Here is a 14,212-nt window from a genome sequence, read left to right as displayed (position 1 = left end):
GCGGCCTTGCGTCCTATGCTGCGACTGCCACTCTCCCGAGGAGCCAGATGCACGACCGTTTGACCGCGGGCGTCCAGGGAAGCGTGCACCGTGTGGTGCGGGGGGAACTCTTGGACCCGCCCAAGCGGAGGGTGCTGCTGTTGCTGACCGAGTTGCGCAAACGGTGGCGCACCTCAGCGATCCAGGCCTACGACGCCGACGTTGTCGACCGGCTGGTGCAGCTGGCGCGAGCGGCAACCGCGGCGGTGCGGGCGCGGGTGCTGCCGTGAAGGTGATCCGCCCCGGCGCGGGTGAACTCGCCAAGCTCGCTCGTCGAGGGCTCGGCCGTCGTGTGGACGGCGAGGCCACGGCCTTTCAACGACCGGCCGACCTCTGCGACTCCGGTCGACTCGCCGACCGCACTCGACTTGCCGACCGTACTCGGGTCGTCGACGCTTGCGATGCGCTCCTGCGTGGAGCTTCCGGCGGCTCAGGGCGTCTCGCCGCATACGGGCGAGCCGGAGGGCGGGAGGAGGGGCAGCAGGCGGTAGTGGGGTACGTGGAAGCGGAGGAACGGCCGGACCGACCACTCCACCCAGGCCGAACCGGCGCTGAGCGAGAAGCCGCACGGTTCGTGGCGGTGCAGTGCGGCGACCGCGTGCAGGCAGCCGCCGCTGTCGGTCCACTCGAACGCGCGGTTCCGTTCCGCCGGGGGAAGGGTCGAGGCGAGGGCGCGCACCTCGGTCCGCACCCGGCGGACGGCCTCGGCCGGGGTGCCGACCTCGTAGCGGGTCGTCTGGTCGGCCCCGTCGGCGGCGAGTGAGCGGTACCGCACGCGCTCGCACCAGAAGGCCACGTCGGTCGGCGGCGGGGTCGTTCCGGGCGGTTCCCCTCGGGAGCGTGACACGTACATGGGTTGCCCTTCAGCCGTGCGTGGGTCGATGTCGCCCTTTACCCGCTGGTGCGAGATTCCGCCGGGCAGGAGCCACCGACACGGGCCTTCCCGACTGGAGCGGACAAAAGGGGAGTTGCGCGTCGTCGGGAGCTTCGCCCTACGCGGCTCGGCCTGGACGGCGCACCCTCGGAACATAGCGTTTGCTACGTATGTGTATCAACAGTTTGACCCGATCGTGTGGGGCGGCAGGTTTCGGTGCGTGAGCCGCGAGCGGCCCCCCGCCGGGTGGCGGGGGGGCCGCTCGTGCCGGTACGGGGAGGTCAGAGCAGGTGGTCGAACTCGCCGTCCTTCGCGCCCAGCAGGAAGGCGAGCAACTTCTCGCGGCTCGTGCGCACGATCACGTCGGGGTTGTCGCTTTCGCGCACGAGGATCTCGCCGCCGTGCTTGGCGAGCTCCAGGCAGTTGCCCTCGGAGTCCGTTGAGTACGAGGACTTTTGCCAGTTTATTTCCATTATTCCCACGCCTTCATATTCCTTGTGCCACTTCACGAATAAAGTCACGTGTTCGCTCGGGGTCGAGCGATTTCTCCTCGGTCCGGTCAAGAACGGCTCGGTAGTTGGCGAGACGCGTCTCGGCGTCCAGGAACGCAGGACCGTGCGGCGTGTCCGTCTGCACCGTGTCGAGCTGGGGCACCACCCCGTACGCATAGAGTGTCGAGCTTCCGGCGTTCGGGAAACCCCCGACGCTGAACGGGATGACGCGCACGGTCACGTTGTCCCGTTCGGACTGCCTGAGCAGGTAGTCGAGTTGGGAACGGGCGATCTCGGGTCCGCCGAAGGTCATGCGCAGCGCGGCCTCGTGGATGAGGAAGGTGCAGCTCGGCGGGTTCGGGCGGTCGAGTACGTCGCGGCGCTTCAAGCGGTGCGAAAGTCGTCGCCGGAGGTCTATCGGGCTGAGCGGCGGAACGGCTTCCTCGAAGACGGCCCGGGCGTAGTCCTCGGTCTGAAGCAGCCCGGGTACGTGCATGATTTGGACGGCGCGAAGCGCACGCGCATGGTGCTCCAGCTCGGCCAGGTCGAGTGCACCGGCGGAAAGGTCGTTCCGGTAGTCCTCCCACCATCCCTTTCCACGTTCCTCGGCCATGTCCGCGAGCGCCTCGACGTACTTCTCGTCCGGGCATCCGTACAGGCTCGCCCACGTGCGCACGCGCTCGGCGCTCACGCCGAACCGGCCCGACTCGGTGTTGCTGATGCTGGTCCGATCGGTGCTGAGCAGCGCTCCCGCGTCGACGAGCGATAGGCCGGCGTGCTCCCTGAGTTTGCGCAGCTCCGAACCGAGCCGGCGCTGCCGCGCGGTCGGGGCCTTCCTGGGTGGCATGGGTTCCCTTCCTGTCGGGTCTCAGTGTGGCTCGTGTCCCTACAAGGGTCCACTTCGTTCAACTAGTTATCCGAAGTAGTACCACTGTTGATACGGAGAGGCTACTGTCTTCCCAGCACCGCGCAGCGCGTCCGTAATCCCGCAGTGCAGTCGTCGGCGTGCGCCCTTCGGGGCGTGCGCTCGGGCGGCCGGGCCACGGTGGGGCGGCGGCGCGGGTACGAGACCGCGTTGGGAGACGACGACATGAACACCGCAGCCTTACCGCTTCCCGAACCACCGACGGGGGGCGCGAGTTACCGGCTCACGGCCCCGAACCTGCCGACCACGCCGAAGATCGCCCGGGACTGGGTGGTCCTGGTCCTGCGGGCCGCGAACCTCCCGCGGCTCGTCGAGCCGGCCCGGCTCTGCACCTCCGAGGTGGTCACCAACGCCCACCGGCACAGCCGCACCCCGTCGATCACCGTCGAGGTGGCCCTCGCGGGGCGGCGGACGGCCGTGCTCGTACACGACGACGGGCCCGCCGGGCTACCGCTGCCCGTGCCCTCCGGCCGGTACACGGGGCAGGAGCACGGGCGGGGCCTGCTCCTGGTCGACTCCCTCGCCGACGACTGGGGCGTCCTGGTCCTGGACGACCGTACGAAGGCGGTCCGCTTCACGCTCGTCGACCGGGATGACCGGGATGACCGGGACGACCGGAACGACCGGGAGGGGGGTGACGCCGCGTGATCTCCGACGGCCACGCCTTCTGGGGGGCGCTGATCCTCTCCGCGGGCGCCCTGCTGCTCACGCTGTCGATCATGTGGGCGCTGCTGCCGAACCCGCACCGGGGGTTCACGCCGCCGCCGCTGGACCGGGGCGGGTACACGTACACCTGTTACTGCTGGCGGGACTCGGTGCACGTCACGGTCCTCGCCGGGCCGTCGCGCGGGGGAAGGCACGCGCGGCGCACGCGCACCCCGCTGCACCACCGCCTCCGCCCGAACCCGCCCTCCGCCGCGCGGGCGGACGGCGGAGGGGAGGGGGAGCGGCTCCCGCGCCCGCGACCGTGGGGGTACGTGCGCGCGGTGATCCCCGGGAGGAGGGTCCCGGCGCTCCGCGGCCCCTCGGGCGGGCGGCCCGCCGCCCGGCCGCGCCCGACCTGAACCGTCCCGGGCGCACGGCGAAGGGCCGCCGCTCCCGCCCCGAGCGGGGGAGCGACGGCCCTTCGGGCGCGGCGGGGCCGCGTCAGAGGATGCGGACGGCGCCGGACGGGCGGTCCCAGTCCAGGGAGCGCTTGACCACGCCGGTGCTGGGGTTCTGCGCGCCGACGTACATGCCGCCGCCGACGTAGACGGCGACGTGGTACGAGCCGCTGCGGCTGCCCCAGTAGAGGATGTCGCCCGGCTGGAGGTCGTCCAGGGAGACGGAGGTGCCCATGCTCGACTGGGAGCTGGAGACGCGCGGCAGGTCGATGCCGGCCTGGCGGTAGGCGGCCTGCACGAGGCCGGAGCAGTCCCAGGCGTTGGGGCCCGTGGCGCCCATGACGTACGCGTCGCCGACCTGCGCGCGGGCGAAGGCGACGATGGCGGCGGCCGAGCCGGTCGCCGGGGCGCCGACGTGGTCGCTGTCGCCGCCGTCCCCGTCGGACCGCGCGGGCAGCGAGTCGCGCCCGTCGGACCGGGAGGCACGCTCCTGCGCCTCGGCGAGGGCCTTCTCCTCGGCCTCCTTCGCCTTGCGCTCCGCCTCGGCCTTGCGCTCCGCCTCCGCCTTGGCCTTCTTGGCCTCCTTCGCCGCCTTGACGGCCGCCGCGTCCTCCTGCGCACGCAGGTCCTGGGCGAGGGCGTCGTGCTCGGTCGCCTCCGCGGAGGCGGCGACGGCGGTGGACAGCGCGCCCGACAGGTCCAGGTCGGTGAGCGCGGGCATCTCGAGGGTCTCGGTCACCGGCTCGGCGTGGGCCGGGGACGCGGCCACCGCGATGGTGCTGAGGACGCCACCGGCGACTCCGGCGCGCAGCGTGAGCTTCGACGAGCTGCGGCGGGGCTTCCGGTGGCTGGGTATGTGAGCGGTGTGGGACATGAGGACAACCGCTATCAGGCTTGAGTGTCCTCCATCAAGGGACGTGTGTTCCGCCACAGTTGGTTTCCGGGTCGCCGAATCCGGTTGCCGGCGTCCGCCGCTGACGCCCTGACGGACATTTCGGTCTCTCGTGATCATGCCCGTGATCATGGGCTTTCCGCGAAACGTCCGAATTGCCGTTGACCTACCACCGGCGGGCGCGGTTGGCCAGCACCGCCCCTCCGCGCCGCGGGTGCGAGTGGCGCAGGTCACGTCGGGGCGCCCGCCGTCCGGCGCCCGCGCCCCGGAGCGGGTGTGCGCGTCCACCTCCGTCCCGCCGGGCCCCCCTCGCGGGTGGGTGGACCCCTTTATCACTTAGGGGTGCCCCTATCGAATTTGCGTGTACTAGACAGTATTTGATAATGCAAGAGCGCTTCTACCAGCAGAGATCAATGAAAATGTCACATGTCGTGGCTACTTGATCACGGGCGGTGTGAAGATCGCCCTTCCTCCTGCTTGGTGATCGTTCGCCAGGTGGCGGAGATCACAAACTCCCTGCTGCACCCGTGTCGCAGATCACAGATCGACGGGCATAGGATGCGTTCCAGTCGGGCTTGTGAACTGCCTCACATATAAGCGATCTTCCGGAGGACGTCCGTCCGCCGGGGGCTCCTCCGAGGCGGCGAGCGGACGCCCGTCGCGGTCCAACGGTCAAGGACGACTGGAAGGAGCGAGGAGCGTGAATGCGTACACGCCCATCCTCGTGCTCGGCGCCCTCGGAGCAGCGTTTGCGATCTTCTCCGTGGTCATGGCCACGCTCATCGGCCCGAGGAAGTACAACAGGGCGAAGCTCGAGGCGTACGAGTGCGGCATCGAGCCGACCCCGACGCCGGCCGGAGGCGGCCGCTTCCCGATCAAGTACTACCTGACGGCGATGCTCTTCATCGTCTTCGACATCGAGATCGTCTTCCTCTACCCCTGGGCCGTCACCTTCGACGCCCTGGGGCTTTTCGGGCTCGTGGAGATGCTCCTCTTCGTGCTCACGGTCTTCGTCGCCTACGCGTACGTCTGGCGGCGCGGCGGCCTGGAATGGGACTGAGGGGCTGAAGGGCACAGTCATGGGACTCGAAGAGAAGCTGCCGAGCGGATTCCTGCTGACGACGGTCGAGCAGGCCGCGGGATGGGTGCGCAAGTCGTCGCTCTTCCCCGCGACCTTCGGCCTCGCCTGCTGCGCCATCGAGATGATGACCACCGGCGCCGGGCGGTACGACCTGGCGCGGTTCGGGATGGAGGTCTTCCGCGGCTCGCCGCGCCAGGCCGACCTGATGATCGTGGCCGGCCGGGTCAGCCAGAAGATGGCCCCGGTCCTGCGCCAGGTCTACGACCAGATGCCCGACCCGAAGTGGGTGATCTCCATGGGCGTCTGCGCCTCCTCCGGGGGCATGTTCAACAACTACGCGATCGTGCAGGGCGTCGACCACGTCGTACCGGTCGACATCTACCTGCCCGGCTGCCCGCCCCGCCCCGAGATGCTGCTGGACGCGATCCTCAAGCTCCACCAGAAGATCCAGTCGTCCAAGCTCGGCGTCAACGCGCGCGAAGCGGCCCGCGAGGCGGAGGAGGCGGCGCTCAAGGCCCTCCCGACGATCGAGATGAAGGGGCTGCTGCGGTGACCGACCAGTCGAGCAAGCCGAATCCCGACGAGGAGATCGGCGCGCAGAACCTCCCCGGCCAGCGCGGGGACCTCGGCGAGGAGATCCGCGTCCAGCGCGGCATGTTCGGCGCCGCGCACGGCCAGGACACCTCCGGCTACGGCGGCCTCGTCCGCTCGATCCGCCTCCCCGGCCCGTCCGCCCGCCCCTACGGGGGGTACTTCGACGAGGTCGCCGACGAGCTGGAGGGCGCCCTGGAGGAACAGGGCGTCGTCCCGGAGAACGCCATCGAGAAGACCGTCGTCGACCGGGGCGAACTCACCTTCCACATCGCGCGCGAGCACCTCGTCCGCGTCGCCCGCACCCTGCGCGACGACCCCGCCCTCCGCTTCGAGCTGTGCCTGGGCGTCAGCGGCGTCCACTACCCCGGCGACGAGGGCCGCGAGCTGCACGCCGTCCACCACCTGCGCTCGATCACCCACGGGCGGCGCCTGCGGCTGGAGGTCAGCGCGCCCGACCACGACCCGCACGTCCCGTCCCTCGTCCCCGTCTACCCGACCAACGACTGGCACGAGCGCGAGACGTACGACTTCTTCGGGCTGGTCTTCGACGGCCACCCGGCCCTCACCCGGATCATGATGCCGGACGACTGGCAGGGCTTCCCGCAGCGCAAGGACTACCCCCTCGGCGGCATCCCCGTCGAGTACAAGGGCGCCCAGATCCCGGCTCCGGACCAGCGGAGGTCGTACTCGTGACCACCCCCAACACCCACCCGTCCCCCGGCCACCGCCCCCCGTCGGGTCCCTCGGGGACGCCCCTCCCCGGCGCCCCTGAGGCCGAGCCCCGCGAGACCACCGAGGGCACCGTCTACACCGTCACCGGCGGCGACTGGGACGAGGTCGTCCGGTCCGCGGCGAAGGCCGACGACGAGCGGATCGTCGTCAACATGGGCCCCCAGCACCCCTCCACCCACGGCGTGCTCCGGCTCATCCTGGAGATCGACGGCGAGACCGTCACCGAGGCCCGCTGCGGCATCGGCTACCTCCACACCGGCATCGAGAAGAACCTCGAATACCGGAACTGGACGCAGGGCACCACCTTCGTCACGCGCATGGACTACCTGACGCCGTTCTTCAACGAGACGGCGTACTGCCTCGGCGTGGAGAGGCTCCTCGGCATCGAGGACCAGATCCCCGACCGGGCCACCGTCATCCGCGTCCTGCTGATGGAGCTCAACCGGCTCTCCTCGCACCTGGTGTGCATCGCCACCGGCGGCATGGAGCTCGGCGCCACCACGATCATGATCTACGGGTTCCGGGACCGCGAGATGATCCTGGACCTGTACGAGCTGATCACCGGCCTGCGGATGAACCACGCGTTCGTCCGCCCCGGCGGCCTCGCCCAGGACCTGCCGCCCGGCGCCGTCGAGCAGATCCGCGAGTTCGTCAGGACGATGCGGAAGAACCTGCCGGAGTACGACAAGCTCGCCACCGGCAACCCCATCTTCAAGGCCCGCATGCAGGACATCGGCTACCTGGACCTCGCCGGCTGCACGGCCCTCGGCGTCACCGGCCCCGTCCTGCGCTCCACCGGGCTCCCGCACGACCTGCGCCGCGCGGAGCCGTACTGCGGCTACGAGACGTACGAGTTCGACGTGCCGACCGCCGACACCTGCGACGCCTACGGCCGGTTCCTGATCCGGCTGGAAGAGATGCGGCAGTCGCTGCGCATCGTCGAGCAGTGCCTCGACCGGCTCGCCCCCGGCCCGGTCATGGTCGCCGACAAGAAGATCGCCTGGCCCGCCCAGCTGGCCCTCGGCCCCGACGGCCTCGGCAACTCCCTCGACCACATCAGGAAGATCATGGGCACCTCCATGGAGGCCCTGATCCACCACTTCAAGCTGGTCACCGAGGGCTTCCGGGTCCCCCCGGCCAGGCGTACGCCGCCGTCGAGTCCCCCAAGGGCGAGCTCGGCGCGCACGTCGTCTCCGACGGCGGCACCCGGCCGTACCGGGTCCACTTCCGCGACCCGTCCTTCACCAACCTCCAGGCCGTGGCGGCGATGTGCGAAGGCGGTCAGGTCGCCGACGTCATCGTCGCCGTCGCGTCCATCGACCCCGTGATGGGAGGCGTCGACCGGTGACCGACGTGACTGCGACGAGTCTCGGCATGCCCGAGCTCCCCGCCCCCGACTACCCCGCCGACGTACGCGCCCGGCTGGACGCGGACGCCCGGGAGGTGATCGCCCGCTACCCGGACGCGCGCTCCGCGCTGCTGCCGCTGCTGCACCTGGTGCAGTCCGAGGAGGGCCACGTCACCCGCACCGGCGTGCGCTTCTGCGCCGAGACGCTGGGGCTGACCACCGCCGAGGTCACCGCCGTCGCCACCTTCTACACGATGTACCGGCGCGGGCCGGGCGGCGACTACCAGGTCGGCGTCTGCACCAACACGCTCTGCGCGGTCATGGGCGGCGACGCGATCTTCGAGGAGCTCAAGGCCCACCTCGGCGTCGGTAACCAGGAGACCACCGACGACGGCAAGGTCACCCTCGAACACATCGAGTGCAACGCGGCCTGCGACTTCGCGCCCGTCGTGATGGTCAACTGGGAGTTCTTCGACAACCAGACGCCCCGGAGCGCCAGGCGCCTCGTCGACGACCTGCGCGCCGGCCGGCCCGTCACCCCGACCCGCGGCGCGCCCCTGTGCACGTTCAAGGAGACCGCCCGCATCCTCGCCGGCTTCCCCGACCCCAGGCCGGGCGCGGTCGAGGCGGGCGGCGGCGCGGGACCGGCCTCCCTCGTCGGGCTGAAGCTCGCCAAGGGCGAGGCCGTACCGCCCCGCGTCGTCCACCCGCGCGGCCGGACGGCCGACGGGGACCGCCGCGGCCCCGCCCCGGCGACCGGCCGCGGCCCCGACCCGGCACCCGGCCACCCCAGTTCGCACGACGCACCGCAACAGACCTCCGCGTCCGACCCGGACCACCCGGCGGGCCCGGTCGGTGAGGAGGGGAAGGGATGACCTTGGCACCCGCCGTCGGGGAGACCAGCCCCGAGAAGCTGCTCTCCCCGGTCCTGTCGGCCTTCTGGGACGAGCCCCGCTCCTGGACGCTCGACACCTACCTGCGCCACGACGGCTACCAGGGGCTGCGCAAGGCCCTCGCCATGCCCCCCGACGACGTCATCGCGTACGTCAAGGACTCCGGCCTGCGCGGCCGCGGCGGCGCCGGCTTCCCCACCGGGATGAAGTGGCAGTTCATCCCCCAGGGCGACGGCAAGCCGCACTACCTCGTCGTGAACGCCGACGAGTCGGAGCCCGGCACCTGCAAGGACATCCCCCTCCTCTTCGCCAACCCGCACTCCCTCATCGAGGGCGTCGTGATCGCCTGCCACGCGATCAGGTCCTCGCACGCCTTCGTCTACCTGCGCGGCGAGGTCGTCCCCGTCCTGCGCCGCCTCCACGAGGCCGTCCGCGAGGCGTACGAGGCGGGCTACCTCGGCAGGGACGTCCTCGGCAGCGGGCTGGACGTGGAACTCACCGTGCACGCCGGCGCCGGCGCGTACATCTGCGGCGAGGAGACCGCCCTGCTCGACTCGCTGGAGGGCCGCCGCGGCCAGCCCCGGCTGCGGCCCCCCTTCCCGGCCGTCGCCGGCCTGTACGCCTGCCCCACCGTCGTGAACAACGTCGAGTCCATCGCGTCGGTCCCCGCCATCCTCCACCGGGGCAAGGAGTGGTTCCGGTCGATGGGCGGCGAGAAGTCCCCCGGCTTCACGCTGTACTCGCTGAGCGGCCACGTCGTCTCCCCCGGCCAGTACGAGGCCCCGCTCGGCATCACCCTGCGCCAGCTCCTCGACATGAGCGGCGGCATGCGCCCCGGCCACCGGCTCAAGTTCTGGACGCCGGGCGGCTCGTCCACGCCGATGTTCACCGACGAGCACCTCGACGTGCCCCTCGACTACGAGGGCGTCGGCGCCGCCGGGTCCATGCTCGGCACCAAGGCGCTCCAGTGCTTCGACGAGACGACCTGCGTCGTGCGCGCCGTGACCCGCTGGACCGAGTTCTACGCCCACGAGTCCTGCGGCAAGTGCACCCCCTGCCGGGAGGGCACGTACTGGCTGGTGCAGCTGCTGCGCGACATCGAGGCCGGCAGGGGCAGGCCGTCCGACCTCGACAAGCTCGCCGACATCGCCGACAACATCAACGGCAAGTCGTTCTGCGCGCTCGGCGACGGCGCCGCCTCGCCGATCTTCTCCTCCCTGAAGTACTTCCGCGAGGAGTACGAGGAGCACATCAGCGGCGGGGGCTGCCCCTTCGACCCGGCCAGGTCGACCGCCTGGGCGGACAACCACGTGGAGGTGACGGCATGACCGTCATGGCATCGAACCCCGCCGGCGGCGGGGCCGCCCCGGTGCCGCCGGAGGACCTGGTCACGCTGACCATCGACGGCATCGAGGTGTCCGTCCCCAAGGGGACGCTGGTCATCCGGGCCGCCGAGCGGATCGGCGTCGAGATCCCGCGGTTCTGCGACCACCCCCTCCTCGACCCGGCCGGCGCCTGCCGCCAGTGCATCGTCGAGGTCGAGGGCCAGCGCAAGCCCATGGCCTCCTGCACGATCACCTGCACCGACGGCATGGTGGTGAGGACCCAGCTCACCTCGCCGGTCGCCGAGAAGGCCCAGGTCGGGGTGATGGAGCTGCTGCTCATCAACCACCCCCTGGACTGCCCGGTCTGCGACAAGGGCGGCGAGTGCCCCCTGCAGAACCAGGCCGTCTCGCACGGACGGGCCGAGTCCCGCTTCGAGGGCCGCAAGCGCACCTACGAGAAGCCCGTCCCCCTCTCCACCCAGGTCCTCCTCGACCGCGAGCGGTGCGTGCTGTGCGCCCGCTGCACCCGCTTCTCCCAGCAGATCGCCGGCGACCCGATGATCGAGCTGGTCGAGCGGGGCGCCCTCCAGCAGGTCGGCACCGGCGAGGGCGACCCGTTCGAGTCGTACTTCTCCGGCAACACCATCCAGATCTGCCCGGTCGGCGCGCTCACCTCCGCGGCGTACCGGTTCCGCTCCCGCCCCTTCGACCTGGTCTCCAGCCCCTCCGTGTGCGAGCACTGCGCCGGGGGCTGCGCCACCCGCACCGACCACCGGCGCGGCAAGGTGATGCGGCGGCTCGCCGCCGACGACCCGGAGGTCAACGAGGAGTGGCTGTGCGACAAGGGACGCTTCGCGTTCCGGTACGCGCAGGCCCGCGACCGCCTCACCACCCCGCTGGTGCGCGGTGACGACGGCGTCCTGCGGCCCGCGCCGTGGCCCGAGGCGCTCCGGGCCGCGGCGCGCGGCCTGGTCCGGGGCCGCACCGGCGTCCTGGCCGGCGGGCGGCTCACGGTGGAGGACGCCTACGCGTACGCCAAGTTCGCGCGCGTGGCCCTCGGCACGAACGACGTCGACTTCCGCGCGCGCCCGCACAGCGCCGAGGAGGCCGACTTCCTGGCCGCCCGGGTCGCCGGCCGCGGCCGGGACCTCGACGGCGGGGGCGTCACGTACGGCGCGCTGGAGAAGGCGCCCGCCGTGCTCCTCGCCGGCCTGGAGGCCGAGGAGGAGGCACCCGGCGTCTTCCTGCGGCTGCGCAAGGCGTGGCGCGGGCACGGACAGCGCACCTACGCCGTCGCCCCGTACGCCACCCGCGGCCTGGAGAAGGCGGGCGGCACGCTGCTGCCCGCCGCGCCCGGCACGGAGACCGAGTGGCTGGACGCCCTCGCCGCCGGGACCGACCTCGACGGACCGGGCGCCGCCGCCGCACAGGCCCTGCGCGCGGAGGGCGCCGTCATCGTCGTCGGCGAGCGCCTCGCGGGCGTCCCCGGCGCGCTGACCGCCGCCGTACGGGCCGCCACCGCGACCGGGGCCCGCCTCGTGTGGATCCCGCGCAGGGCCGGCGAGCCGGGCGCGGTCTGGGCGGGCGCCCTCCCGTCGCTGCTGCCCGGCGGCCGCCCCGCCACCGACCCGCGCGCCCGCGAGGAGGTCGCGACGGCCTGGGGCGTGCGGGAGCTGCCGCACCGCCACGGCCGCGACACCGGCCGGATGGTGGAGGCCGCCGCGACCGGCGAGCTGGCCGCGCTGCTCGTCGGCGGCGTCGACGTGGCGGACCTGCCGGACCCGGCGCGCGCCCGCGAGGCGCTCGACGCGGCGTTCGTCGTGTCCCTGGAGCTGCGGCCCGGCGAGGTCACCGAGCGGGCCGACGTGGTCCTCCCGGTCGCGGCGGTCGCCGAGAAGGCCGGCACGTTCCTCAACTGGGAGGGGCGGGCCAGGATGTTCGAGGCGGCACTGAGGCCGCAGCACATGACGAGCGCGCTGCCGCCGTCCGACGCGCGCGTGCTGCACATGCTCGCGGACGCCATGGACGTGCACTTCGGCCTGCCGGACGTGCGGACCGTGCGGCGCGAGATGGACCGGCTCGGCGCGTGGGACGGCGAACGGGCCGACGACCCCGACGGGACCCGGCTGCCGCTGCCCCGCGCCGGCGAGGGCGAGGCCGTCCTGGCCGGCCACCGGATGCTGCTGGACCTGGGCCGCCTCCAGGAGGGCGACGAGGCGCTCGCCGGCACCCGGCACGCCGCGCTCGCCCGCCTGTCGCCCGCCACCGCCGCGGAGACCGGCGTCGAGGACGGCGGCCTGCTCCGGGTGACCGGTCCGGCCGGGTCCGTGGAGCTGCCGCTGCGGGTGACGGACATGCCGGACCGGGTCGTGTGGCTGCCGCTCCGCTCGACCGGCGGCGGCGCCCTGTCCGACCTGGGCACCGTCCCCGGCCGCCTGGTCCGCCTCGCCCCGGCCGCCGGCTCCCCGGCCGCGCCGGACGCCCCCCACTCACCCGACTCGACGGACCCGTCGGAGGTGCGCGCATGAACCCGGCCCTCCTCGCGGCCGAGGACCTCTCCGTGTTCGGCCGGGACCCCTGGTGGCTCGTGCTGCTCAAGGCGGTCTTCTGCTTCGCCTTCCTCATGCTCACCGTGCTCGTCTCCATCGTGATGGAGCGCAAGGTCGTCGCGTGGATGCAGCTGCGCATCGGCCCCAACCGGCACGGCCCCTGGGGCCTCCTGCAATCCCTCGCGGACGGCGTCAAGCTGATGCTGAAGGAGGACGTCGTCGTCAAGCGGGCGGACAGGGTCGTCTACGTCCTCGCCCCGATCGTCGCCGCCGCCCCCCGCGTTCATGGCGATCGCGGTGATCCCCTTCGGCCCGGCGGGCAACGAGGTCTCGATCCTCGGCCACCGGACCACGATGCAGCTGACCGACCTGCCGATCGCGATGCTGTACATCCTCGCGGTCGCCTCCGTCGGCATCTACGGCATCGTCCTCGCCGGCTGGTCGTCGGGCTCGACGTACCCGCTGCTCGGCGGGCTCCGCGCGTGCGCGCAGATGATCTCGTACGAGATCGCGATGGGCGCGGCCTTCGCCTCCGTCTTCCTCTACTCCGGGTCCATGTCGACCTCGGCGATCGTGGAGGCGCAGGCGGACCGCTGGTTCGTGGTGCTGCTGCCGGTGTCGTTCCTGATCTACATGGTGACGATGGTCGGCGAGACCAACCGGGCGCCGTTCGACATGCCGGAGTCCGAGGGCGACCTGGTCGGCGGCTTCAACACCGAGTACAGCTCCATCAAGTTCGCGATGTTCATGCTGGCCGAGTACATCAACATGGTCACCGTCTCGGTCGTCTCGGTCACCCTCTTCCTGGGCGGCTGGCGCGCCCCGTACCCGGTCTCGGCGTTCTGGGAGGGCGCCAACCACGGCTGGTGGCCGATGCTCTGGTTCGTCGCCAAGGTCGTGCTGCTGCTGTTCCTCTTCGTCTGGCTGCGCGGCACGCTGCCCCGCGTCCGCTACGACCAGCTGATGAAGCTCGGCTGGAAGGTCCTCATCCCCGTCTCGGTCGTGTGGCTGATGCTCGTCGCGACCGTGCGCGCCCTGCGCAACGAGAACGTCGAGTTCCAGTCGATCGTGCTGTACGTCGCCGCCGCGGTGCTGGGGGTGCTGCTGCTGTCCTTCGTCGCCGACATGTTCCGCGACCGGAGGGCCAAGGCCGGGGAGGAGCCCGAGGAGACCTCCGCGACCGGCGAGTTCGACCCGACGGCCGGCGGGTTCCCGGTACCGCCGCTGCCCGGGCAGACCCTGCCGCCGGTGCCGAGACGACGGCCGCGCGGTGAGCGCGAGCTGGTAGCCAGCGGCCCCGCGGAGACCGCGAGTGACGGAAAGGAGACGGACGGTGTCCACTGAGTCGTCCCGGGGGAGACCCCAC

General features: G+C 71.9%; 13 protein-coding genes and 2 pseudogenes. 11 read left to right on the top strand and 4 right to left on the bottom strand.

The genetic code is table 11. The features are described from left to right. Positions 1-47: 47 nt before the first annotated feature. The gene (locus LUW75_RS09245) at positions 48-269 is read left to right on the top strand and encodes a hypothetical protein (protein WP_284453821.1); all 222 of its coding nucleotides are present in this window, start codon (positions 48-50) and stop codon (positions 267-269) included. Between the two features lie 200 nt (positions 270-469). On the opposite strand, the gene LUW75_RS09240 is transcribed toward LUW75_RS09245, so the two are convergent. The 3 genes from LUW75_RS09240 to LUW75_RS09230 all read right to left on the bottom strand — a co-directional run bounded on the left by LUW75_RS09240 (position 470) and on the right by LUW75_RS09230 (position 2,251). After that, entirely contained in the window at positions 470-892 is a 423-nt protein-coding gene (locus LUW75_RS09240) for a hypothetical protein (RefSeq protein WP_250335170.1), read from the bottom strand. Positions 893-1,194: 302 nt separating this feature from the next. Then, positions 1,195-1,386 (bottom strand): DUF397 domain-containing protein, encoded by a 192-nt coding sequence (locus LUW75_RS09235; protein WP_250337607.1) that lies wholly within the window; start codon positions 1,384-1,386, stop codon positions 1,195-1,197. Positions 1,387-1,399: 13 nt separating this feature from the next. Continuing rightward, positions 1,400-2,251 (bottom strand): Scr1 family TA system antitoxin-like transcriptional regulator, encoded by an 852-nt coding sequence (locus LUW75_RS09230; protein ID WP_250335169.1) that lies wholly within the window; start codon positions 2,249-2,251, stop codon positions 1,400-1,402. A 243-nt stretch (positions 2,252-2,494) separates the two neighbouring features. Between LUW75_RS09230 and LUW75_RS09225 the strand changes: the two genes are divergently transcribed. Together LUW75_RS09225 and LUW75_RS09220 are read left to right on the top strand one after the other, a co-directional pair. Next, the gene (locus tag LUW75_RS09225) at positions 2,495-2,977 is read left to right on the top strand and encodes an ATP-binding protein (protein WP_250335168.1); all 483 of its coding nucleotides are present in this window, start codon (positions 2,495-2,497) and stop codon (positions 2,975-2,977) included. After that, positions 2,974-3,393: a hypothetical protein gene (locus tag LUW75_RS09220; RefSeq protein ID WP_250335167.1), complete on the top strand. Its 420-nt coding sequence runs from the start codon at positions 2,974-2,976 to the stop codon at positions 3,391-3,393. Before LUW75_RS09225 ends, LUW75_RS09220 begins: the two co-directional genes overlap by 4 nt. A gap of 82 nt (positions 3,394-3,475) precedes the next feature. Here the strand turns inward: LUW75_RS09220 and LUW75_RS09215 are convergent, their stop codons facing one another. Then, complete coding sequence (locus tag LUW75_RS09215) at positions 3,476-4,306, bottom strand: C40 family peptidase (RefSeq protein ID WP_250335166.1); 831 nt, start codon at positions 4,304-4,306, stop codon at positions 3,476-3,478. Positions 4,307-5,024: 718 nt separating this feature from the next. On the opposite strand from LUW75_RS09215, the gene LUW75_RS09210 reads away from it, so the two are divergent. From LUW75_RS09210 to nuoH, 8 genes and pseudogenes are all read left to right on the top strand, one after another. Further along, on the top strand, positions 5,025-5,384 hold the full coding sequence (locus LUW75_RS09210; RefSeq protein ID WP_010470881.1) for an NADH-quinone oxidoreductase subunit A: 360 nt from the start codon (positions 5,025-5,027) through the stop codon (positions 5,382-5,384). Positions 5,385-5,403: 19 nt separating this feature from the next. Continuing rightward, positions 5,404-5,958, top strand: a complete 555-nt coding sequence (locus LUW75_RS09205; protein WP_168437140.1) for a NuoB/complex I 20 kDa subunit family protein — start codon at positions 5,404-5,406, stop codon at positions 5,956-5,958. After that, positions 5,955-6,692 (top strand): NADH-quinone oxidoreductase subunit C, encoded by a 738-nt coding sequence (locus tag LUW75_RS09200; RefSeq protein WP_250335165.1) that lies wholly within the window; start codon positions 5,955-5,957, stop codon positions 6,690-6,692. Before LUW75_RS09205 ends, LUW75_RS09200 begins: the two co-directional genes overlap by 4 nt. Further along, positions 6,689-8,079 (top strand): annotated as a pseudogene (locus LUW75_RS09195) (NADH-quinone oxidoreductase subunit D). The gene LUW75_RS09200 and the pseudogene LUW75_RS09195 overlap by 4 nt, the downstream one beginning before the upstream one ends. Before the next feature lie 26 nt (positions 8,080-8,105). Then, positions 8,106-8,954, top strand: coding sequence for an NADH-quinone oxidoreductase subunit NuoE (nuoE, locus tag LUW75_RS09190; RefSeq protein WP_250337606.1), 849 nt, complete (start codon positions 8,106-8,108; stop codon positions 8,952-8,954). Then, the gene (gene nuoF, locus LUW75_RS09185; protein WP_250335164.1) at positions 8,951-10,300 is read left to right on the top strand and encodes an NADH-quinone oxidoreductase subunit NuoF; all 1,350 of its coding nucleotides are present in this window, start codon (positions 8,951-8,953) and stop codon (positions 10,298-10,300) included. Before nuoE ends, nuoF begins: the two co-directional genes overlap by 4 nt. Then, positions 10,297-12,825: an NADH-quinone oxidoreductase subunit G gene (locus tag LUW75_RS09180; RefSeq protein ID WP_250335163.1), complete on the top strand. Its 2,529-nt coding sequence runs from the start codon at positions 10,297-10,299 to the stop codon at positions 12,823-12,825. Before nuoF ends, LUW75_RS09180 begins: the two co-directional genes overlap by 4 nt. Beyond that, a pseudogene (gene nuoH / locus LUW75_RS09175) lies at positions 12,822-14,190 on the top strand (NADH-quinone oxidoreductase subunit NuoH). The gene LUW75_RS09180 and the pseudogene nuoH overlap by 4 nt, the downstream one beginning before the upstream one ends. Positions 14,191-14,212: the final 22 nt, after the last annotated feature.

The organism is Streptomyces sp. MRC013 (assembly GCF_023614235.1).
Taxonomy (GTDB): domain Bacteria; phylum Actinomycetota; class Actinomycetes; order Streptomycetales; family Streptomycetaceae; genus Streptomyces.
The sequence above is the reverse complement of the archived record's forward strand: the minus strand, read 5'-3'. Positions and strand labels throughout refer to the sequence as shown.